At 61.7% G+C, this 22,689-nt stretch carries 20 protein-coding genes and 1 pseudogene; 19 read left to right on the top strand and 2 right to left on the bottom strand.

Annotated features, from left to right (window positions below; all coding sequences use genetic code 11):
• The 18 genes and pseudogenes from SIAM614_RS33235 to SIAM614_RS29465 all read left to right on the top strand — a co-directional run.
• Positions 1 to 312: pseudogene (locus SIAM614_RS33235) on the top strand (DegT/DnrJ/EryC1/StrS family aminotransferase); the annotation flags it as partial.
• A 294-nt stretch (positions 313 to 606) separates the two neighbouring features.
• Positions 607 to 1,590: a sugar-binding transcriptional regulator gene (locus SIAM614_RS29390; protein WP_006940307.1), complete on the top strand. Its 984-nt coding sequence runs from the start codon at positions 607 to 609 to the stop codon at positions 1,588 to 1,590.
• A gap of 46 nt (positions 1,591 to 1,636) precedes the next feature.
• On the top strand, positions 1,637 to 3,076 hold the full coding sequence (locus SIAM614_RS29395; protein WP_006940308.1) for an extracellular solute-binding protein: 1,440 nt from the start codon (positions 1,637 to 1,639) through the stop codon (positions 3,074 to 3,076).
• 98 nt (positions 3,077 to 3,174) lie between these two features.
• Positions 3,175 to 4,098: a carbohydrate ABC transporter permease gene (locus tag SIAM614_RS29400; protein WP_006940309.1), complete on the top strand. Its 924-nt coding sequence runs from the start codon at positions 3,175 to 3,177 to the stop codon at positions 4,096 to 4,098.
• 2 nt (positions 4,099 to 4,100) lie between these two features.
• Positions 4,101 to 4,958 (top strand): carbohydrate ABC transporter permease, encoded by an 858-nt coding sequence (locus tag SIAM614_RS29405; RefSeq protein WP_006940310.1) that lies wholly within the window; start codon positions 4,101 to 4,103, stop codon positions 4,956 to 4,958.
• 4 nt (positions 4,959 to 4,962) lie between these two features.
• Entirely contained in the window at positions 4,963 to 6,072 is a 1,110-nt protein-coding gene (locus tag SIAM614_RS29410) for an ABC transporter ATP-binding protein (protein ID WP_006940311.1), read from the top strand.
• Positions 6,069 to 7,196 (top strand): ABC transporter ATP-binding protein, encoded by a 1,128-nt coding sequence (locus SIAM614_RS29415; protein WP_006940312.1) that lies wholly within the window; start codon positions 6,069 to 6,071, stop codon positions 7,194 to 7,196. Before SIAM614_RS29410 ends, SIAM614_RS29415 begins: the two co-directional genes overlap by 4 nt.
• The gene (locus tag SIAM614_RS29420) at positions 7,193 to 8,548 is read left to right on the top strand and encodes an FGGY-family carbohydrate kinase (RefSeq protein WP_006940313.1); all 1,356 of its coding nucleotides are present in this window, start codon (positions 7,193 to 7,195) and stop codon (positions 8,546 to 8,548) included. Before SIAM614_RS29415 ends, SIAM614_RS29420 begins: the two co-directional genes overlap by 4 nt.
• On the top strand, positions 8,548 to 8,751 hold the full coding sequence (locus tag SIAM614_RS33240) for a hypothetical protein (RefSeq protein WP_229598034.1): 204 nt from the start codon (positions 8,548 to 8,550) through the stop codon (positions 8,749 to 8,751). Before SIAM614_RS29420 ends, SIAM614_RS33240 begins: the two co-directional genes overlap by 1 nt.
• Positions 8,748 to 9,788 carry a 2-hydroxyacid dehydrogenase gene (locus tag SIAM614_RS29425; RefSeq protein ID WP_006940315.1) on the top strand — a complete coding sequence of 347 codons (1,041 nt, stop codon included), beginning with the start codon at positions 8,748 to 8,750 and terminating at the stop codon, positions 9,786 to 9,788. The genes SIAM614_RS33240 and SIAM614_RS29425 overlap by 4 nt, the downstream gene beginning before the upstream one ends.
• 13 nt (positions 9,789 to 9,801) lie before the next feature.
• Complete coding sequence (locus SIAM614_RS29430) at positions 9,802 to 11,361, top strand: glycerol-3-phosphate dehydrogenase (RefSeq protein ID WP_006940316.1); 1,560 nt, start codon at positions 9,802 to 9,804, stop codon at positions 11,359 to 11,361.
• Positions 11,358 to 12,437, top strand: coding sequence for a class II aldolase/adducin family protein (locus SIAM614_RS29435; RefSeq protein ID WP_040441489.1), 1,080 nt, complete (start codon positions 11,358 to 11,360; stop codon positions 12,435 to 12,437). The genes SIAM614_RS29430 and SIAM614_RS29435 overlap by 4 nt, the downstream gene beginning before the upstream one ends.
• Positions 12,434 to 13,687 carry an FGGY-family carbohydrate kinase gene (locus SIAM614_RS29440; RefSeq protein WP_006940321.1) on the top strand — a complete coding sequence of 418 codons (1,254 nt, stop codon included), beginning with the start codon at positions 12,434 to 12,436 and terminating at the stop codon, positions 13,685 to 13,687. The genes SIAM614_RS29435 and SIAM614_RS29440 overlap by 4 nt, the downstream gene beginning before the upstream one ends.
• 1 nt (position 13,688) lies before the next feature.
• Positions 13,689 to 14,504: a TIGR01459 family HAD-type hydrolase gene (locus tag SIAM614_RS29445; RefSeq protein ID WP_006940323.1), complete on the top strand. Its 816-nt coding sequence runs from the start codon at positions 13,689 to 13,691 to the stop codon at positions 14,502 to 14,504.
• 63 nt (positions 14,505 to 14,567) lie between these two features.
• Positions 14,568 to 15,248 carry a class II aldolase/adducin family protein gene (locus SIAM614_RS29450; RefSeq protein WP_040441491.1) on the top strand — a complete coding sequence of 227 codons (681 nt, stop codon included), beginning with the start codon at positions 14,568 to 14,570 and terminating at the stop codon, positions 15,246 to 15,248.
• 192 nt (positions 15,249 to 15,440) lie between these two features.
• On the top strand, positions 15,441 to 15,704 hold the full coding sequence (locus tag SIAM614_RS29455; protein ID WP_006940327.1) for a hypothetical protein: 264 nt from the start codon (positions 15,441 to 15,443) through the stop codon (positions 15,702 to 15,704).
• Between the two features lie 373 nt (positions 15,705 to 16,077).
• Complete coding sequence (locus tag SIAM614_RS29460; RefSeq protein ID WP_050789530.1) at positions 16,078 to 16,884, top strand: helix-turn-helix transcriptional regulator; 807 nt, start codon at positions 16,078 to 16,080, stop codon at positions 16,882 to 16,884.
• 72 nt (positions 16,885 to 16,956) lie between these two features.
• Entirely contained in the window at positions 16,957 to 20,295 is a 3,339-nt protein-coding gene (locus SIAM614_RS29465) for an autotransporter outer membrane beta-barrel domain-containing protein (RefSeq protein WP_006940331.1), read from the top strand.
• Between the two features lie 180 nt (positions 20,296 to 20,475).
• On the opposite strand, the gene SIAM614_RS29470 is transcribed toward SIAM614_RS29465, so the two are convergent.
• Positions 20,476 to 21,225 carry a winged helix-turn-helix transcriptional regulator gene (locus SIAM614_RS29470; RefSeq protein WP_006940333.1) on the bottom strand — a complete coding sequence of 250 codons (750 nt, stop codon included), beginning with the start codon at positions 21,223 to 21,225 and terminating at the stop codon, positions 20,476 to 20,478.
• A gap of 124 nt (positions 21,226 to 21,349) precedes the next feature.
• Between SIAM614_RS29470 and SIAM614_RS29475 the strand changes: the two genes are divergently transcribed.
• On the top strand, positions 21,350 to 22,150 hold the full coding sequence (locus tag SIAM614_RS29475; RefSeq protein ID WP_040441494.1) for a class I SAM-dependent methyltransferase: 801 nt from the start codon (positions 21,350 to 21,352) through the stop codon (positions 22,148 to 22,150).
• Positions 22,151 to 22,370: 220 nt separating this feature from the next.
• Here SIAM614_RS29475 and SIAM614_RS29480 read toward each other — a convergent pair.
• Positions 22,371 to 22,689: hypothetical protein (locus SIAM614_RS29480; RefSeq protein WP_157140170.1), on the bottom strand; the 319-nt coding region annotated here is incomplete at its 5' end.

A 22,689-nucleotide genomic window follows, 5' to 3' on the forward strand; every position in this document is an offset into this window, starting at 1 on the left:
ACGGGCGCTGCACACGCGATCGGGATGGCCAATGGCTCGGTAACGCTGGACAAGGCGCTGCGGGTCCTCGATATTCAGCCGGGGGAGGAAGTGATCGTGACCCCGCGCAGCTTCGTTGCGTCTGCAAGCTGCGTGCTCCTGGCAGGGGGCGTTCCGGTGTTCGCCGACATCGATCCGGACAGCCAGAACATCACCCCGCAGACGATTGCTCCCCTCATCACCCCGCGAACGGTCGGCATCCTGCCTGTGCATCTGGCAGGCTGGCCCTGCGACATGGATGGTATCCTGGACCTCGCCGGCGCCAACAATTTGGCACGATGGCGCTCGAACTCCCTCGTTTTCATCCGCATGCCAACAAGGAAAGAACCACTTCTACGGTATGTCCGATGCGCAGTCATCTTCCCCCGCGCGCAGCTTCCGACGTTGGTTTCCAAGCGCAACACTGGCCGCAAATCACTGAATTCGCAACGTTAACAACGTGTCCTGGATTTGCCAGATCAAGCTTTGTTTCAAATTCTCCTTGCGAGCCATGACTGTCTGTGCTTACCTTTTTCGAAATAAATTCCAGGACTGAATTTTATTTCAGCTAGATCGAATGGGAGCGAAATGAGCAACGGTCAGGGCCTGACGCCCACGAAAAGCGATGGAGATGCCGATCTCGCGGCACGCGCCGCGTGGCTGCACTACGTCGGCGGAATGACCCAGGCCGAAGTCGCCAAGCGCCTTAACGTTCCCAACACCCGCGCCCACCGCTATATCGCCCGAGCCCAGAACGAGGGCTTGGTGCGCATCTTCGTTGACGTGGAAGCCACCGATTGCGTTCAGCTCGAAACAGATCTGATGAACCGCTATGGCCTCGGCTACTGCCGGATCGGTATGGATATTCCGGACAATAACCCGATACCGCTGAAGACGCTGTCGGCCGTCGGCGCGAATTTCTTCATGCAGGCCGCCGCCGGGCGCAAACATCAGGTTATCGGGGTCGGAAACGGCCGTACTCTCGCCGCTTCGGTAAACGCCATGGGCCGCCAGGCCACGCCGGACGTCAAATTCGTGTCGGTGCTTGGTGGCCTCACCCGATCCTTCGCCGCCAACCCTTACGATGTCATCCACCGGCTCGCGCAGAAGACAAGCGCGGCGTCGTTCCTCATGCCGGCACCTCTTTACGCGAACTCGGCTCAGGACAAGCAGGTCATGCTCAAGCAGTTCGGCATTTCAGAAACCATGGAGCTCATTGGCGAGGCCACCCTGATCGTGCTGGGTGTGGGAGATGTCGGCAGTGGCGATGGAGGCATCAGTGTGTCCCTGCTCGACGGGTCCTCCGCGGCCGCGGACCTGCGAAAAGCCGGCGCGGTCGCCGAAATGCTCGGCCAGTTCCTGGACGCTGACGGCGCCATCATGACGACCCCTTACGACGACCGCGTCATGGCTCCGCCCCTGGAAACCCTGCGAGGGCGGGAAGTGGTCGCCATCGCTGGCGGCAAAACCAAGGTTCCGGCGCTCCGCGCCACCCTTGCCAGTGGACTGCTCAGCGGATTGATAACAGACGAAGCCACAGCCCGGGCTATCGTCGAGCTTTCCACGGCATAGAGCCGGGAGCGCTTTTTCAAGTCAGGGCTTTTTGGGAGGAAAGACCATGTACGAAAAGGAAAAGGATCTCGTATCCGCGTTTTTGAACGGTGGAATGAGCCGGCGCACCTTGATCCGACGGCTCGGAGCCTTGGGGCTCACGGCCGCCTCGGCCGGAACATTGCACAACATGATGGCGACCCGCGCGCTGGCCGCGGATTTCGACTGGAAGAAACATTCCGGCAAAAGCATCAAGCTTCTCTTGAACAAGCACCCCTACACCGATGCCATGATCGCCAATCTGGATACGTTCAAGCAACTGACCGGCATGGACGTTTCCTATGACGTATTCCCGGAGGACGTTTACTTCGACAAGGTCACGGCAGCCCTGTCTTCGGGCTCTTCGGAATACGATGCTTTCATGACCGGCGCCTACATGACCTGGACCTACGGGCCGGCAGGCTGGATCGTCGATCACAACGAATGGCTGAACGACCCGGAAAAGACCAATCCGCACTACAATTGGTCCGACATGCTGGAAGGCGTGCGCAAGTCCTGTGCCTGGAACGGCGTTCCAGGCGGCAAGCTCGGTTCTGACGACGCCAAGCAATGGTGCATTCCCTGGGGCTACGAGCAGAACAACCTCACCTACAACAAGGCGATGTTTGACAAGGCCGGCGTCTCCGTTCCGACCAATTTGGACGAACTCATCGAAGCCTCAGCCAAGGTTCAGGCAGGGAACGACGGCATCTACGGCATCGGCGTGCGCGGCTCGCGCTCCTGGGCAACCATCCATCCCGGCTTCCTGTCGGCCTACGCCAACTTCGGCGAAATGGATCTGACCAACGACAACGGCAAGCTTTCCGCCGCCATGAACACCGACGGATCGAAGGCCTTCCACGCCAAGTGGGTCAAGATGATCCAGGACAGCGGCGCAAGCGACTGGTCGACCCATACCTGGTACCAGGTCGGCACGGATCTCGGCGCCGGCAAGTCGGGCATGATCTTCGACGCGGACATCCTCGGCTACTTCATGAACGGCGGCGACAACGCCATGGCAGGCCAGTTGGCCTACGCGCCCTTCGCGGCCAATCCGGATGCCAAGGGTCCGACGCCGAACATCTGGATCTGGTCGCTGGCCATGTCCAAGTTTTCCAAGGATCTGGATGCCACCTGGTATTTCATGCAGTGGGCCTCCGGACCCGAACACGCGCTCTTCGGCGCACAGAAAATGGACTTCGTGGATCCGGTCCGCAACACGGTCTGGCAGGACGAGATGTTCCAGGAGAAGCTCAACAAGAGCTATCCCGGCTACGTGGACATGTACAAGACGTCCGCACCCGGCGCTTCGATCAAGTTCACGCCTCAGCCGCTGTTCTTCGATCTGACCACGGAATGGGCCGCCATGCTGCAGCGTATGGTCGCCAAGGAAATCCCGGTCGATGAAGGTCTGGATCAGCTCGCCGACAGCATGAACGGTCAGCTTACCGAAGCGGGCCTGCGCTGATCGACATCAACGTCAACTGACATGTGCAGGGCACCTCGCCCTGCACCCCCTTCCAGCGAACCGGCATCGGCGGCGACGCCGCGTGCCATGGAGGTCTCATGTCCGCTCAAGCCGACATGCCCGTCTTGCGGCGCTCCAGCCGCCTGTCCAGGACGCTGCTGCCTTACTTGCTTAGCCTGCCGGCGCTTTTGGTCTGCATCGGGATCCTGGTTCCGTTCGTGACGGCCATTTATTACTCGCTTCAGCGCTACCGCATGTCCCAACCCTGGAACCGGGGTATGAACTGGGGCGAGAACTACCTGAATTTCTTCACAGATTCCAGTTTCTGGAACACATTGCAGGTATCGCTCGTCTACGCGGGACTGACAGTCGGCATCGAACTCGTTCTGGGGCTCGCCATCGCGTTGCTGCTTCAAAGGCGCAGCCGCGTGAACAACTTCGTGTCGATCATGCTCCTGATGCCGCTGATGACGGCACCCGCGCTCGCGGCGCTCATGTTCAAGCTTATGACCAATCCGAATTTCGGCATCCTGAGCTACTTCATGCAGTTGGCCGGGTTCCAGGACTTCCGCTGGGCGTCGTCGCCGGATACCGCGCTCTTGACCGTCATCCTCGTGGATGTCTGGGTCTACACCCCCTTCATCATGATCCTGCTGCTGGCAGGCCTGCGCTCCTTGCCGACCCAGCCGTTCGAGGCCGCCGCGCTCGACGGAGTACCCCGTTTCGAGCAGTTCTGGCGGATCACGCTGCCGATGCTGTCGCCCTATATCCTGACAGCGGCCCTGTTCCGGTTGCTCGATTCCATCCAGCAGTTCGACATCATCTACGCCATGACGCAAGGAGGACCCGGCAACCGCCTGATGGTGTTCCAGGTCGAGGCCTATCTGAACTTCTTCCAGTCCACCAACGTGGGCCGGTCGGCGGCCCTGCTTCTGATCCTGTGGGCCATCACCTACGCGCTGTCCAATGTCTTCGTGAAAAACTGGTTGCGCCTGCGCGAGCGCGCCAAGGGAGGGGCATAACCATGGATCACCGCTCTCCACTGGAGCGCGTCCTTCGCGCCCTCGCCCTCACTGCCATCGTGGTTTTCTTCATGTTCCCGATCTTCTGGATCGTCCTCATGTCGCTGCAGACCAACGAGACCATCTTGCGCTCACCGCCCAGCATGTCCTTCGTGCCGACCCTGAAGAACTATGCGGCGATCATTTCCGGTGAACTCGATTCCAATGCGGGCTCCATGAGCATCCACTTCATGAACAACTTGCTGAACTCGGTGTTGTTGTCCGTGTTCTCGGTGGCGCTGGCTCTGCTCCTGGGTGTTCCAGCCGCCTATGCCTTCGCCCGGCACAAGTTCCGCGGCTCGGAGGACATCGCCTTCACGCTGTTGTCGTTCCGCTTCGCTCCGCCCCTGCTGGTGCTGTTGCCGCTGACGCTTTATTTCCAGGCGCTTGGACTGGCGAACACCTATCTCGGGCTGGTCTGGGTCTACCAGTTGATCTGCCTGCCGCTGATCCTGTGGATCGTACGCGGCTATTTCGAGGATATTTCCCCGGACATCGAACACGCCTACCGCATCGCCGGGCACGGCTGGTTCGCCACCTTCAGGAAGATCGCCCTGCCGCTGGCCGGCCCTGGCATCGCGGCAGCAGGTCTCCTGGCATTCATTTTCGCTTGGAACAACTTCATTTTTGCGCTGGTTCTGGCCTCAGCCGACAAACAGCCGGTGACCGTGGGCGCGCTCGCCTTCGTCACGGCTTCCGGCATCCAGTACGGCCAGATCGCCGCCGCAATCGTCATGTCGATCGCCCCGACCCTGCTTCTCGCCCTGTGGGCTCAACGCTATCTGGTGGAAGGTCTTTCGCTCGGCGCGGTGAAAGGATGAACTCATGAGCCACATTAAACTTAAGAACCTCGTCAAGCGCTTCAAGGACACCGAAGTACTCTCAGGCATCGATCTTGATGTGCCCGAAGGCAGTACCCTGGTTCTGTTCGGCCCCTCTGGGGCGGGCAAAACCGTTTTGCTCCGCTGCATCGCCGGCGCGGTCGAACAGGACGACGGTGAGGTCCGCATCGGTGGAGAGGATGTGACCGACGTGCTGCCGGAACATCGCGGGATCGGCATGGCATTTCAAAACTTCGCGCTGTTTCCGCACATGGATGCCTTCGACAACATCGCAAGCCCTCTCACCGCGTGTGGCAAGACTGCCGATCAAATCCGTGCCGGCGTCGATACGGTTGCCAGACTGCTCAAGATCGACCATGTGCTCACCCACACGCCCAAGGCGCTGTCGAACGGTCAAAAGCAACGGACCGCGCTCGCGCGCGCGCTCGTGTCCCACCCCAAGGTCCTGCTGCTCGACGATCCTCTGCGCAACGTGGATGCGAAATTGCGGTTTGAGATGCGTCTGGAACTGCCCCGCCTGCTGGCGGATCAAGGCGCTACGGTCATCTATGTCACCCAGGACTACCGCGAAGCCATGGCGCTCGGAGACCGGATCGCCGTCCTCGACGGCGGCCGGATCATCCAGAACGGCACGCCGGAAGAAATCTACCGGCGCCCGGCAACGATCAACATCGCCAAACTGTTCGGCGATCCGACCATTAACCTTCTGGATGTGGTTCCGCAAAGTGATGCCTCAGGCGTTTATGCCACCCTGTCCGACTGCAGGATCCAGCTCGATCCCGGATTGTCCGGCAATGTCGGAAGGGAGTGCATGCTCGGCCTGCGCCCGGAGGCACTGAGCTTCACGACCGCGAATGAGGGCGTACCCGTCACCATCGAGGCGGAAACGCCGTTCAACGAAAAGGCGGTCACCCTGGTCACCACTCTGCGCAAACGGGAAATTCTCGTCTCCCGTCCGGCGGAGACTCCCGCGCCCGCATCGGGAACGGCGCATATCACCATCGATCCGCGTGACGCGGTGCTGTTCGATCGCCAGACCGGCGTCCGGCTCGACCCGAACGGAACCAGCCACGCAGCGGAGAAAGCGGCATGAGCGAGGTTCTGCTCGACCTTCAACGGATCAACAAGATCTACAATGAGACCTCCCGTCATCCCGTCCGGGCGGTCAAGGATCTGAACCTGAACGTAGCCCAGGGCGAAATCGTCGCGCTACTGGGATCGTCGGGCTGCGGCAAGACCTCCACCTTGCGCATGATCGCCGGGTTCGAGGCCGTGTCCTCGGGCCAGATCCTCATCAAGGGGCGCCCGGTTCACGCGCTCGCGCCGGCCAGGCGCAACGTGGCGATGGCCTTTGAGGGCTATTCGCTCTATCCGCCGCTCACCGTTGAGGAGAACATCGCCTTCGCCCTCAAGTCGGAGCGGCTGGCGAAGGACGAGATTCGGAAAAAGGTGGCGGAGATAGCCCATCTTCTGGAGATCGAGGACATTCTGGAGCGCTATCCGGGATCGATCTCCGGCGGACAGCAGCAACGGGCAAGCCTTGCCCGCGCCCTGATCCGCGATGCGGACCTGCATTTGCTCGACGAACCAATGGGCCAGTTGGAGCCGCAACTCAGGGCCTTGCTGCGCGGACGCATCAAGCACTTTATCAAGGAGCGCGGGCTGACCGCCATTCTGGTGACCCACGACCAGACGGAAGCCAACGCGCTTGCGGACCGGATCGCGGTCATGGAAGGCGGCGTCCTGCAGCAGTTCGACTCGCCGCTTCACCTCAAGGACCGCCCTGCCAATCTGTTCACCGGCACATTCATCGGCGAACCGCCCATGAATGTGTTTCCAGCCCAGGCGGAAGCGGATGGCGACAATCTGAAACTGAACCTGGCTGACGGGGTATGCCTGACCTATCCGGCGAGTGCCTTTTCCGACGACCTCAAAGCACGGCTCCTATCGTCGGACACGTTCGTCATTGGCGTACGGCCCCACGCGGTGAAAATCACGCCCGGCGGTCATCCGGCCAAGGTCTATGCCAACCAGTGGCTTGGCGACCAGACCCACGTCGCGGCTCGTTTCGCCGGCCAGACCATCGTCTCGGTTCGCCACGACAGAGCCCATCATGCGCCAGGCGAGACCATCGGCATCGATCTGGCCGCCAGTGACCTTCATATCTTCGCGGCGGACAGCGGTCGCGCCTTCTCTCATGGGGGAGCGCTTGCATGAGAAGCGATGTGCTGATCGGGGTGGACGCGGGAACGTCGGTCATCAAGGCGGTCGCCTATGACCTGTCCGGTCGTCAGCTCGCCCTCTCTCATCGACGAAACGTCTATCGGAGCCTGGCCGATGGCGGCGTGGAACAGGACATGGCATGCACGTGGCGGAACACGTCGGCTGTTCTGATGGAGCTGATCGACAGGCTTCCGGGCGACGCATCGAATGTCCTGGCCCTCGCGGTCACAGGCCAGGGGGACGGAACATGGCTGGTCGACGCCGACGGTGAGCCGGTTCACGATGGCTGGCTCTGGCTCGACGCGCGCTCGGCGGACACCGCCCGGGACCTCGCCAACTCGGAAGCGATCGACACGATCTACCAGGAGACGGCGACCGGGTTGAACGTCTGCCAGATGCGTACCCAACTGGTGCACATGGCCCGCCATCAGCCCGAGCTCTTGAAGCGCAGCGCCGCCGCCCTCCACTGCAAAGACTGGCTTTACTTCAAGCTTACTGGCGTAATTGCCTCCGATGTTTCGGAGGCCGGGTTCACTTTCTGCTCCTACAAAACCGGTGCCTATAGCGAGGCGGTCATCGATGCACTCGGGTTGGGAGCCCACAGGCACCTGCTCCCGCCGATTGTGGACGGCACCCGGCAGGCCGGTGCCCTGACAACGGAAGCGGCGGCGGTTACTGGCTTGCCGGCGGGTCTTCCGGTGTGCCTGGGAGGCGTGGATGTCATGTGCTGCGCGCTTGGGGCCGGCCTGCATGATGCCGCCGCCGACCGGGGCGTCACTATTCTGGGGTCGACAGGCATGCATATGCGTTTCGTTCCGACAGCCGATCAGGTTGTCCTCAATCCGGAACGATCAGGTTACACAATGCCGTTCCCGGGCGGCGCCTTTGCCCAGATACAGACCAACATGGCGGCGACGCTGAACATCGACTGGGCTCTCGGCCTGATGCGTGAGATGCTGCTCGACTGCGGCGTCGAGAAAACACAGGACGAGCTTCTGGCCGGACTGGACGACAAGATCCTTGCCGCACGGCCAGGAGCCGCCTTTTACCTGCCCTATATTTCCTCGGCCGGCGAACGGGGGCCTTTTGCCGATCCCTCTGCGCGAGCAGCCCTGACCGGGATGGATCAAAACACCGGTTGGTTCGACATCCTGCGCGGCATCTTCGACGGTCTGGTTCTCGCGACCCGCGACTGTTACCGGGCGCTTGGACATGTGCCCGGCGAAATTCACCTGACCGGAGCGCTGCCAGGTCCCGCGCGCTCAAGAAACTCCTGGCCGCGGCATTGCGGGCACCGATCAAGACTGTGGCACAGCCTGAAGCCGGGACGGCCGGGACAGTCATGATGGCCGCCGTGCAGCTAGGGCTTTATCCGGATCTGACATCGGCGACCCGTGCCTGGGTCGATCCTCTGGTCGAGCCGGCCGAAGAGCCGGACCCCGAGCTTGCCGACACGTTTGACACCCTGTTTTCCGCCTATCTCGCAACCCGCGAGGCCATGCCCGAGACATGGGCAGCACAGGCCCTCGCCCGGAGGAAACTGTTATGAGAACGGAAGTGGCCATTATCGGCGACCGGTTCATGCTGTCCGAAATGTTCGCCGCCGCGCTGCACGAGGCCTGCGGCGACCGCATTGTCTGCCGCAGCCTGGATCTTCCCTGGCCGGATGAACCGATGGAGCACGGCTACACGGTTCCCGGGATGGAAGGTCTGAAGGAATATATGGGAACACCGGGACAAGTCCTTGCTCATCTGGGTGACGCTCCGATCCTGGTGACCCATCTGGCGCCGGTGTCGAGGTCGGTGTTCGAAGCCGCCCCGGATCTCAAGCTTGTTGCCGTTTCCAGAGGCGGGCCAGTCAATGTAGCCATGGACGCTGCCGCCACGCACGGGGTTCTTGTCGTGAACACGCCAGGGCGCAACGCCTCCGCCGTGGCCGAGTTCACCATCGGCGCCATTCTCGCTGAAACGCGTAACATTACCCGGGGCCATGACGCCCTTCGTAAGGGGGACTATCGGGGCGATCTTTACCGCGCCGACGTCACTGGCGATGAGCTCTCCGAGATGACCGTCGGGATTATCGGCTACGGCGCCGTCGGCACGCGGGTGGTGCGCCTGCTGCGCGCCTTCGGTACCCGCATCCTGGTGTGCGATCCTTACGTTCAACTGTCGGCCGATGACGCCGATGCCGGTGTCGAACATGTGTCGCTCGAGACGGTATTGCGCCAGTCTGACGTGGTGTCGCTGCATCCCCGGGTCACCGAAGAAACCCGCGGCATGATCGGCGCCAGGGAACTGGCGGAGATGAAGCCCGGCGCTGTTCTGGTGAACACCGCCAGAGGGCCTTTGATGGATTATGACGCGCTCTATGAGAGCCTGGAAACCGGTCACCTAGGCGGTGCCATGCTGGAGACGTTCGCGATCGAGCCGACCCCGCCCGACTGGCCGCTGCTGCAACTGCCCAATGTCACGCTGACACCGCATATCGCCGGGGCGTCGCTCAAGACCGTTCGCATCGCCGCCGCAAAAGCTGCCGAAGAAGTTCGGCGCTGGCTCGACGGCGAGCCACCTGTGAGCCCATGCTGAGGACAAACCAAGAATGACTGTCAGCGGTTCTCGAACGCCGAACATCGGAAGCAAGGAAAACCCAGTCGACCTTCTCGTCGTCGGCGGGGGCATCAACGGGGTTGGGGTCGCACGCGACGCGGCGGGCCGTGGCCTGTCCGTCATTCTGTGCGAGAAGGACGACCTGTCGGAAGGCACCTCCTCCCGGTCCGGCAAATACATTCACGGCGGCCTGCGTTACCTGGAGTACTACGAATTCCGGCTGGTGCGTGAAGCGCTGATCGAGCGCGAGGTCGTCCTCAACGTGGCTCCTCACCTGTCGAAACCGCTGCGCCTCCTCCTGGTTCACAGCCCCGAACAACGACCGCGCTGGCTGATCCGTCTGGGTCTGTTTCTCTACGATCACCTGGGCGGACGCAAACGGATCCCGGGCTCCAAAGGCGTGGATCTCAAGGTTGAATGGGGAAACACGTTGCTCCGATCGACCTTCGACAAGGGCTTTGCCTACTGGGATGTGTGGATCGACGACGCCCGGCTTGTGGTCCTGAATGCGCTCGACGCCGCAAGACGGGGCGCCGAGATCCTGACCCGCACAGCCCTGAGCGCCGCCGAACGCAACGGCGATCTCTGGCGGGCGACCTTGCGCGAAACGCAAAGCGGAGCGGAGCGCACAGTCCATGCCAGGGCGATCTTCAATGGCGCCGGCCCGTGGGTGGAAAAGGTCATTACCTCCATCGATGGCGCGAACTCGAAATCCAGCGTCCGTCTGGTCAAGGGCAGCCACCTCGTCATGCGCAAGTGGTGGGACGGAGAAAACGGCTTCGTGCTGCAGGCACCGGACAAGCGCCTCATCTTCGTTAATCCCTATTTCGACGACCTCGCGCTGGTGGGCACCACCGATGTGCCGTTCAAGGGCCGGCCGGAGGACGTCCGGATCGACCGGGGCGAGATTGACTACCTGCTGGACATTCTGAACAGCTACTTCATTCGGCAGCATGGCTCGTCGGATGTGCTGCACGCCTATTCGGGCGTCCGGCCTCTGTTCGATGACGACGACGGCAAATCAGCCTCCGCAGTTACCCGCGACTACACTTTCGAGATGGATGTCGGACGCAAGGGAGCCGGCCGACAGGCACCGCTGCTCAGCGCGTTCGGCGGCAAACTGACGACCTACAGAAAGCTAGCCGAACACGCGCTTGAACGCCTTGCCCCGTTCTTTCCGAAGATGGGGCCAGCCTGGACAGACAGCGCGTCTCTGCCCGGCGGCAACATTCCGGATGGGGATATGAACGCCTGGCTCGCGTCCCTTCAGGGCTCTTTCCCGGAACTTCCGCCGGAGCTGCTTCGCCACTACGGACGCTGCTATGGCACGGCAATCTTCGACCTGCTGTCAGGCGTGCAATCCCTCGCCGACCTCGGAACGCATTTCGGCGGGCTCTTCTATGAAATCGAAGCCCGCTGGCTGACCGACAATGAATGGGCCCGGACAACCGAGGACATGCTGGTCCGCCGGACGAAACACGGGCTTTTCCTGAGCGAAGCGGAAAAGGCCTCCGTTGAGGCCTGGATGACACGCAGACGGGGGGCGGCATGACAGCTTATGAGACTTTGCGCGCGAATCCGGAATTCACGGCCTTGCGAGCGGTCTCGGCCCGATTGGGCTCGGATCCGTTGCAGGTTCAGGGACCCGGAGGCAACACGTCGATCAAATCCGAGGGCATCATGTGGGTGAAGGCCTCCGGCACCTGGCTCGCGGACGCCGAGACACAGGATATCTTCGTGCCTGTCGATCACGTCAGCCTGGCTCAGGCAATTGCGGCGGATGATGGCAGCGCGGACGACGTCGGACCATTTACTTTCGCATCCGACAACCCATCCGGTCTCAGAGCCTCCATCGAGGCAACCGTGCACGCCGGTTCGAAGGCAAAAGTCGTGCTTCATACCCATTGCGTGGCCACCATCGCGGCAGCAATCCGGGCGGACGCCTCTGCGTTTCTCGCCGAAAAACTGGCCGGTCTGCCTTATGCCTTCATCCCTTACGTCAAACCGGGCAGCAACCTGGCACGTGTCATCCGCAACGTCGCACCCGAGGGAACCGAGATCCTGATCCTCAGCAATCACGGTCTCGTTGTCTGCGGCGAGACCGTCGCCGAGGCGGACGGATTGCTGCGCGAGGTCAGCGCCCGGCTGACGCCAACGACCATGGCGGATCCAGCGGCTGCTTCCCAGATGCTTCAGGATCAACTCTCGGGGACTGGTTGGTTTCCCGTACCTCATGGGCCGACACAGCGGATCGCGCAGGATGAACGCTTGCTCGCGATCGCGAACGGGCGAACCCTTTATCCGGACCATCTGGTCTTCCTGGGACCGGGCGTCACAGTTGCCATGGCGTCCGAAACCATTGCGCAGGTCGTCGCGAGAGCCGCTCAATCCCCGATCCCCAGCAAGCTGGTGATCGTCCCCGGCGAGGGCGTCGCCATGCCGGAAACGGCGTCCCGCTCCGAGCTGGCCCTTGCCACGGCCTTCGGTGACGTGCTTGCGCGGATCGATCCGAACGCAGCCGTGACACGTCTGTCGGAGGACCAGGAAGCGGAACTCCTCGATTGGGATGCCGAAGCTTACCGGCAGTCGCTCAACATGGAACGGGGTGAGGAAAGGCGGCCCATATGACCTCTTCGCCGCTGTTTGTCGGAGTGGACATCGGAACGTCCGGAATTCGGGCGGCGGCCGTCGGTCCGGATGGAACGGTTCTGGGACTCGGCCGTGCCCGTATCGGTGCGGACGACCACATCCGGCGCGATCCCGCCATGTGGGAGCGTGCGCTCCACGCTTGCTTCCGCGACCTGGAACAGACGGTGGACGTTTCCGCAATTGCCGGAATTTGCGTGGACGGAACCTCCGGCACCGTTCTCGCGCTGGACGGAAAGGGACAGCCAAACGGGCACGCCCTGATGTACAACGACGCGGTCGAGGACCAGCGTATTCCTTCAGAGATAGCGTCTGTTGCTCCAAGCCAAAGCGCGGCCCACGGGGCCAGTTCCGCCCTGGCCCGGGCGATCGAATTGCAGGATCGGCCAGGTGTTGCCCGTATCGTGCATCAGGCTGACTGGATCGCCGAGCAGCTTGCGGGCACACCTGTGCCGAGTGATGAAAGCAATGCTCTCAAGACCGGTTACGATCCGGTTAGCCGAACCTGGCCGGACTGGCTCGGCGAGACCTCGATCCGGCGCGACCTGCTGCCGGAGGTCGTGCCGACGGGAACCGTCACCGCCCGCACCGGCGGTACATTCGGGCTGCCGGCCGGCATTCCGATCGTCGCCGGGATGAGCGACGGCTGCGCGTCGTTTCTCGCCACCGGGGCCAAGCGCCCCGGAGACGGGGTGACGGTGCTCGGAACCACCCTGACTTTGAAACTGCTGTGCGACGGCCCGTTGTTCGCGCCGGAATATGGCATCTACAGTCACAGGATCGGCGATCTCTGGCTTGCAGGCGGTGCGTCCAACAGCGGCGGCGCGGCGCTTTTGGCACACTTCGATCTCGATCAAATGGCGAACCTCACCGCCAGAATAGACCCCGAAACACCCTGCGAGCTCGACTATTATCCGCTGCCCCGTCCCGGCGAACGGTTTCCAATCAACGATCCGAAGCTGTCACCCCGCGTGACACCCCGGCCGGAGGACGATGCGGCCTTCTTCAAGGGACTGCTGACCGGAATCGCCGGGATCGAAAAGCTCGGTTATCAGCGCCTCGTGGAACTCGGCGCTCCGGCATTGACCAGCGTCAGGACCGTTGGTGGCGGCGCGGACAATCCCGCCTGGACCCGTATCCGGCTCAAGCTGATTGATGTTCCCGCCGAACCTGTTTTCTCAAAGGAAGCCGCGGTCGGATCCGCGCTCGTTGCCCGCGAGGCCCTGTCCTAACATGACGCGATCGATCACACATCTTTCGGAAGTCCTTGAGTCTGTCGATGGCTTGCTGCTCGATCAGTTCGGGGTGTTGCACGACGGCGACAAAGCCTTCCCGGGCGCGATAGAGTGCGTTCAGGCCCTTCAAGAACGTGGCATGCCGATAGTTGCCCTGTCCAATTCCGGACGACGAGCAAAACCCAACGCGGATCGCCTGGCCCGGCTCGGCTTTCCAGTGGACGCCTTCAAGGCCGTTGTCACATCAGGCGAACTCACCCGCGATCTGCTACTTCAACGCCTGGCCGACAACCGCCTTTCCAGGGGTGGATCCGTCTTGCTCCTGTCGCGGGAAAACGATCGAAGTCTGATTGACGATCTACCTTTAACAGGCGCTCGCGAGGGGGAACCTGTCGAGCTCGTGATCATAAGCGGTAACAGTCCGGAAACGCACAGCCGGGAGGACTACAGGCGCTTCCTCACCCCGCTTGCTCAGGCCGGCGTTCCCGGCATCTGCGCAAATCCGGACACCACGATCTACGCCGGAGGCCAGGCCTCGTATGGACCGGGCCTCGTGGCGAAAGATTATGCCGATGCGGGTGGCGAGGTCGTCTATCTCGGCAAGCCGGATGCGGCCATGTTCTCCGCCGGCTTGCAGGCGCTCGGGCCGGTCACGCCCGATCGATGCCTGATGATCGGCGACAGCCCCCGTCATGACATTCTCGGCGGCAACCGCGCCGGATGCCGAACCCTTCTGATCACCTCCGGCGTCCAGGCCGGCACGCCGGACGGCGAAACCGCCGCGGATTTCTCAATGGAAAAGCTGAGGTTTTAACGACACGCGACCGCCAAACGGCCGGCACACACCCGAACTCGAAACAAATAGGAGACGCTCAAAATGAAAAAGGCAGAACTTACGCTTCGTAAGGAGTTGATCACCCGATGCCGAGAAATGAACGCGAACGGAATCAATCAGGGAACGTCGGGCAACATTTCAGTCCGTTATGAAGACCGTATGCTCATTTCGCCATCCGCAACCCCCTACGACCAAATGGAACCAGACATGATTGCGTCCGTCGATCTCAACGATCTGTCGGGCGCCTGGGAGGGGCCCTTGAAACCTTCGACCGAATGGCGCTTCCACCATGCCTTGTTGCGCGAGCGCAAGGATGCCGAAGCGGTCGTGCACGCACATCCGACCTATTGCACCACGCTGGCCATCGCGAGGAAGGAGATCCCATCCTGCCACTACATGATCGCTGCTTTCGGCGGCACCAATGTGCGCTGCGCGGGCTACGCGACCTTCGGCACGGAGGAACTGTCCAAACTCGCAATCGAGGCGATGCAGGACCGAACAGCCTGCCTGCTGGCCAATCACGGCATGATCGCGGTCGGTGAAAGCCTTGCCAAGGCCATGTGGCGGGCCGTCGAACTGGAGACGATCGCCCGGCAATATTACCTGAGCCTCCAGATCGGCGGCCCGATTCTCCTGTCAGATCAGGCCATCGCCGACACGCTCAAGTCTTTTTCCGGCTACGGCCTTCAGGATCGAAAGGGTAAAAAGAAAGCGAGCGCCTGACCCAAGCCTCCTGTCCGAACCGGTGCCTATCAGCCTCTCTTCCCGGAGTTCTGCACCCCGTTCGACCGCAAGAACGCAGACCCGGGAAACCGCTTCTACAGGAATTTCAATCCACGCTTTGTCGTCAACGCCGTAAATGGCTGTCCGCAGTAGATATGCGTCCTCCATGCCATCCGCCGCGGACATGCCGACATGTTGAAACTGAACGGTGTACCCCTGAACCTGATCAAGGACTTCCGCGGCCGCGAAGGCACCAGCGAAACAGGCATTCGCTTCGCCAACCCGGCCGATCTTCCGCTCCTGACAGACCTCCAGTCAAATTACCCGATCGTAACCGGGCACCTCGCCTGGTGCCGATCTGGTTGCTCAGCTTCATCGAGGCCAACCAACCAGCGCCCTGGTTCGAAGACCCCGACAAAAAGCACGGCCGGCGCAGGAAACGAACTTATGCAATAAACTGCATCCACCTCCGCGTTGGTTGTTTGAGGATCAACAGATGCGCTCCCATTTCGGACATTCGTCAGATTGGGCAAAATCCTCATAAGTGGTCATTTTCAGTAACCTCATCGAAGGTCCAAAAGTGGGACGGGGAGCTGCCGTTCGCTTCGGAAAGAACGAATGGCGGCAGTGCGTCCGCTTCGATGCCCCGCATCTCGCCTGCAAGGTGTCTTCAAAGGCGCGTCCTTCCGCGACATCGCGGACGCCGTTCTCGAAAGCGACTGTTTTACGATTGAAATCCTTGGGGAAAGTCCATGTGACCTTTTTTGCCGGCGATGGAGGGTATCCAGACATGCCGAAACCAATCCGTTCCGTGCCTCCTGGAATTCTCATGCCGATTACACCGATGTCACTCGGACGCATTTACATGCTTTGGGACAACCTGGCCGACTACGACGTCGGCGACATCCATGTCTCCCGCCGGTTCCTGCTCGAGACGGTCTGCAGCCTGATTGGTGCGCAGAACGCGGACTGGATCGGCTGTGTGCGATTGAGCTCACCCCAGTCGCGCGATCCGATGAAAGGCTGGCGCCCGCGCACGCTCTTCACCCTCACCCCCTACGACAACACCAGTGCGGCAATTGACGCGGCTTTCGAGGAAATGGACAAGGGCGAACCGAACATAACCACCACACGCAACGTGGAGCTGGCCGGGACTTTCCGGGTCCTCAGCCTGAAGGAACTGGCCACGCCGGAGTGGTTCGAAGGACCTTCCTACAAAAATTACTACAAGGCGCTCGACCGGCAGGATTCCCTTTGGGCAGGCATCCCGATCAATGCGGGTGCGGAAATCCAGATCGGCTTTCATCGCAGCTTCGCCAGCAAGCCTTTCACTACGGATGATCAGGAAATCGTCTCACACGCTTTGCGCGGTATTCGCTGGTTCTTCAAGCATCAGATGCTGGGAGAAGGCGTTGGCGTGGCAAGCGCCCCGCTGACCCCGGTCGAGCAGCAGGTATTGCAAGGCCTGTTGCTTGGCCTGACGGAAAAACAGATCGCCGAGCAGAACAACCAGAGCCCGCATACCACCCACGACCACGTGAAGCGGATCTTCCGCAAATACGGTGTGTCCAGCCGTTCGGCGCTGATGGCGCTCTGGCTCGGCAAGGGATTGATTTCAAACCATACCCCCCCCTAAACAGGGGATACCAATTCCTTCGCTCCGAGGTCAAAAGACCATCCATGACACAATTTGTGCCTTGGACTCTCAATGCATCTGTTACTCGTACCCTGTTTTTTTAGGCAAGCCCATCGCGGTCCTTCGTACATCAAGCACCGAAATGCGCTGCAACTGGCGACGGCCAGCCTTGTCGTCTCCTCAGCTCTGACAGACCCGGCATGCGCACAGGACATTGTCGTCAACAATGGTCAGACCGCCGTCTTCGTTGCTTCGAGAACATTGAACTCCGTGACCAACAACGGCGGAGTGGTCTCGGTCGCGGCAGCCGGCGTGACACTGAACACCAACTTCGTGCAACAAGGCGGCACGACCAGGATCGCGGCAGGCGGTACGCTATCGGATAGCGACGGGGTGGTCGCTGTCAGCGGCGGCGAACTGCAGAATAATGGCGGCGGCACGATCAGCAGCGCGGTCTCGATCAGCGGCGGCACCCTGACCGCCAGCGGCGGGACCTTTGGCGGCAATGTCACCATCAGTGGCGCGGGGACGCTCAATCTCGACAGCTCTGCCATTGTCGGGACGACGACGATGACCGGCGGCAATATCGACGTGAATAATGGTTCTACGCTGCAAACCGATCTCGTACAGAGCGGCGGCACGACGACAATCAAGTCTGGCGGAACACTGACCGACAGCGGCGGTACGACGCTTTCGGGCGGCGTGATCGAGAATTCCGGAACCATCACGAATGCCGTCGCCTTGACTGGCGGAACGCTGACAAACACTACGGGCGGGACAGTCAACGGACTGACAACCGTTCAAAGTGGTACGCTGAATGCTTCGGGCGGCACGTTTGTCGGTGGCGTGACCGCGCAGGGAGGGACAGTGAATATTACCACTTCCCAGACCCTCGATCTGACCAACAATGGCTCGGTGATCAATATCAATACAGGTGTCAACCTGACCGATGACCTGGTCAACAATAGCGGTACCCTGAATATAGCCGGCACTCTCACCGGCAATTTGACCAACAGCGCAACCGTCTATGTGGCCGGAACCATCACCGGCAATGTCATCAACAACAGCTCGCTCATCTTCAACCGCAGCGATGCCCCGACCTATGGCGGCGCGATCAGCGGCACGGGGTCGCTCACCAAGTCCGGAGCGGGCACGTTGACGCTGACCGGCAGCAGCACACATACCGGGGGTACGGTTATTTCCGCCGGCACACTGCAGATCGGCGATGGCGGCACATCGGGGAACATCGGCGGTGACATCAGCAACAGCGCAGCGCTTGTCTTCAACCGCGCCGATGCCCTGACCTATGGCGGGGCGATCAGCGGCACGGGGTCGCTCACCAAGTCCGGAGCGGGCACGTTGACGCTGACCGGGAGCAGCACACATACCGGGGGTACGGTTATTTCCGCCGGCACACTGCAGATCGGCGATGGCGGCACATCGGGGAGCATCGTCGGTGACATCAGCAACAGCGCAGCGCTTGTCTTCAACCGCTCCGATGCCCTGACCTATGGCGGGGCGATCAGCGGCACGGGGTCGCTCACCAAGTCCGGAGCGGGCACGCTGACGCTGACCGGAAGCAGCACACATACCGGGGGTACGGTTATTTCCGCCGGCACGCTGCAGATCGGCGACGGCGGCACATCGGGGAGCATCGGCGGTGACATCACGAACAACGCCGACCTCATTTTCAACCGCAGCGATGCCTTGACCTATGGCAGTGTGATCAGCGGCAGCGGTTCGCTGACCAAATCGGGTGCCGGCACGTTGACGCTGACAGAAGTAAACACCCACACCGGCGGTACGACGGTTTCCGCCGGCAAGCTCGTGGTCAACGGCAGCATCGGCGCCATTACGCTGAATGGCGGCACCCTGGGCGGGTCGGGAACGGTTGGCGGTTTCACAGCCAGATCCGGCAGCAAGATCGCGCCGGGCAATTCCATCGGCACACTCAATGTCGCCGGCAATGCAATGTTTGATTCCGGTTCCGCCTATGAAGTTGAGGTCGACAGCGCAGGGAACGCGGACAGGATCGTCGCCACGGGCGGCGTCAACATCGACTCTGACGCCACAGTCAATATTCTGGCCGAGAACGGCACGGACGATGGCTCCGGCTTTGCTCCGTCCACCACATACACGATCATTACCGCGGGCACGGCCGTTACCGGCAAGTTCGGTACAGTCACCGATAACTTTGCCTTCCTCGATGCGGCTCTTGGTTATGATGACCCCAAGGCCGTGACCCTGACGCTGACCCGCAATGCCTCGTCCTTTGCCTCGGTCGGCAAGACGGCAAACCAGCGGGCGGTCGCCAATGCCGTGAGCAGCGGGGCCACCGGCAACAGGGTTTTCGACGCAGTCGTCGGGCTCAGCGCCGATGGCGCCAGGGCGGCTTTCGACAGCCTGTCCGGCGAGATCCACGCCTCGCTGCCGTCCCTGTTCCTCAACGACAGTGCCCGGCTGCGCGACACGGTGACCAGCCGCATTCACGATGCCTTCGCCGGCTTTTCGGAGGTGCCCGAGATCGCCTTCAACGGTCCGGTCGGCCCGCGGGGTCCAGGTCTGGGCACCGGTTCAGGCTTCAACCTCACCACCTGGGGCAGCGCCTACGGCGCCTATGGCAAGCTCGACGGCGATGGCAATGCAGCCACGCTCTCGCGCAGCACCGGCGGCGCCCTCGTCGGGCTTGAGGCAACCGCCTGGCCCCAGGCCCGCTTCGGGCTGCTGGCCGGTCTCGGCCAGAGCCAGGCCAGCGTTTCCGCGCGGGCTTCCTCAGCGGATGCGAACAGCTACACCCTTGGCGCCTATGGCGGGGTACGGCTTTCCGACCTCGGTCTCACCTTCGGCGCTGCCTACTGCTGGCACGATGTGACAAGCGAGCGCGCCGTTGCCGCCGGCGGTCTGAAGGACACGCTCACCGCGGACTACTGGTCCCGGACCGCGCAAGTTTTCGGCGAAGCCTCCTATGCCCTGGAAACACCCTGGCTGCAGGTCTCTCCCTTCGCCGGACTGGCGCTCCTGCATCAGCAGACCGACGCCTTCCAGGAGCAGGGCTCCGCCGCCCTGGCGCTCACCGGAGATGGCTCCAGCCAGCTTCTGGGCTCAAGCACGCTCGGCCTTCGCATGTCGAAAACGCTTGCGACCACCGACAGTGTCTCGGTGGCCCTCACCGGCGCCTTTGGCTGGCGCCACGCCATAGGTGATCTGACGCCCGATCAGCGCATGGCCCTGTCCGGTCTCGATCCCTTCACGGTTCAGGGTGTTCCTCTCGACCGGGACACAGCCCTTGTCGAGGCAGGACTTGCCCTCACCATCACCGACCGCACCACCCTCGGCCTTTCCTACCAGGGAGCCTTCGGGGAAAACGCAAGCGACCAGGGAGCAAACGCAAGGGTCAATATCAGGTTCTGACGGGAGCTTTCCTTTCGCTCGTTTGCGGGGGTTAGGAACGGCCTTTCAAGCTGTCGTTTGTTGTGCGGTGTGTGAAGGTCAACTGAGCGGACGGACCGGACGTTCGTGTCCACGGATCTGATGTCTGGTTCGGATGGCATGCGGCACCAGGGAAACCTTGGCACCGGCTTTCCGAGCACCTCACGGTCTCGCGATATCGACTCCTCGGGGTTCCGAAGTCGCCGATATCAAGCGCCGGGCCGGCCCTCCTTCTGCCAAAGGTGTCTTCGCTACATTGTTGAAGTTGAACCAGTGCCGAAGTCGCCGTGAGAGTTTCCGTGTGCCGTGGACCGTCAGCCGCCCGTCCTCGATGGCAGCGGTCAACGCGACATCTCCGCGATAGACCTGGATCAAGTCCTCCAGAGTGGCCTCCAGAAACAGGTCGGTCCCACCTCCGGGATCGGAGACGCACAAATCGAGGTTCCCGCTCTCGCACACGAACCAATAGAACCTCTTGTGCTCCGGCTGGTCGGACACATCGAGCCGAAGCACATGGCGCTCTGGCCCGAAGGCCGCCGGGTCCACCGAGTATTCAAGGCCCCAGATCAACAGCCCCAGGTCAAGCTCGCGTTCCGCAAGCTCGCGCCGCGTCCAACGTCGCCCCCAGATACCGAGCGCGCCAACCAGGGGCATAAATTCAGCCCCGGCATCGGTCAGGTGATAGGTCCAGCTCTTGCCCGTGCCGCTGCGTCGCCGCTCGACAAGCCCTTCGGCTTCCAGTTGGCGCAGTCGCTGCGTCAGCAGCGTCGCAGACATATGCGGCACGCCCCTGTGTATGTCGCTGAATCTTTCGGCACCCGCCCCAAGGTTCCGAATGACCAGAGCCGTCCAGCGTTCGCAAAAGATTTCTGCGGCCTTGGCGATCGCGCAGAACTGACCATAGCTCTTCATGGCGACCTCCCTGCTCTTGTACAGGATATCAAAATTGTCTCCTCCGGAATACTCCAGATCGTGGAGTATCCATCACCGGCTCCAATCGGCAAGATCCATTCAAACCTGTTGAAGGGAGGTTTCAATGAACACCGACGCATTAAGCTCCGAAGCACGGATGTGGGGCCAGCCGGGCAGATCCTACGACGGTATTTCCTTCGGACTCTCCGACACCATCACACACACAGTTCAAGCCCTTTGGCCGCGACCGGGCGAACGCATACTCGACATCGGGACGGGCACAGGTTGGGCCGCCCGGCTTGCAGCCTGGCGCGGCGCCAGCGTCACGGGCGTGGACATTTCGCCCCGCATGCTCGAAGCCGCCGAGGCGCTGTCGGCCGGGCTCGATCCGCGCCCGGTCTTTCAACAGGCCGCAGCTGAAGCACTTCCGTTCGGGGACGAAAGTTTTGACGGCGTGATCTCGACCTATGGCGTCATCTTTTCAAGCGAGCCATCCGGGGCCGTGGCCGAGATGGCGCGCGTGCTAAGGCCCGCGGGACGCCTGGCGCTCGCGACATGGGCCGACGAACCCGATGGCTATATCGCGCGCTTCTTTGGACTGGTCGGAGAATGGTCGGATGCGCCCCCGCCACCTGCCTCGCCCTTCGACTGGGGGCGCTCAAGCTGGTTGAGAGAGGTCGTCGGAGAGCGTTTCGAGATCGACATTCACGAACAGGTGACGACGCTCTATGCACCGGACGTGGCGACGGTCTGGAAGGAATACGTCAATGGCTTCGGTCCCGTCATGGCCACATACGCCGCCCTGCCGCATGACCGGCGTGACGCTTTCAGAGCGGCGTTCGAGGACTTCCACCGATCGTTCACCGTCGGGTCGGGCCTGGCGATACCTCGTCTGGCGCTCGTCGTCCGCGGCGTCCGGCACTAAGCCGCGGTGCCGCTGAAAGTTTGGAAAGAGGGTGTCGGCTCGCGAGCAAAGCATTGGCGACGCTGTCTGCAACAGTCGTTTATGCACCGTGCCGCATTCGCCACCTTGGGCTCCTTTCGAGCATTTGTTGCAACCGGAACGAATGACGGCTCCGGGCCGCATGGACCTGTCGGGTTTTAGAGCTCCAACGGCGAATCTGGTCAGAATTGGCGAAGAAATGTTACGTTTCTAGTGGCGCGAGTTCATTGGGCGGCCTGGAAAGCTGTCCGCTCCAAAGCGCAATTGCCACCAGTGCCCCCCAACCAAAAAAGATCGCCTCGATGATGCGAATAATCCCGGGTGTCGAGTTGATGTTTTCTCCGGAAAGTTCGTACAGTGATGACACGCCCAATATTGCACCGGCCCCAACAATCACATGTCCGGCAACAAGCAAGATAATCGGCACAACAGCTCCGGCCGTTCCGAATGCCCCCATGATTTTCATCCTCCTGTCGCGGTGAAGGAGGGCAACCGACCACAGCAGCAACGCAATCAGCAAG

The sequence above is a fragment of the Roseibium aggregatum IAM 12614 genome (assembly GCF_000168975.1).
GTDB classification, from domain to species: Bacteria; Pseudomonadota; Alphaproteobacteria; order Rhizobiales; family Stappiaceae; genus Roseibium; species Roseibium aggregatum.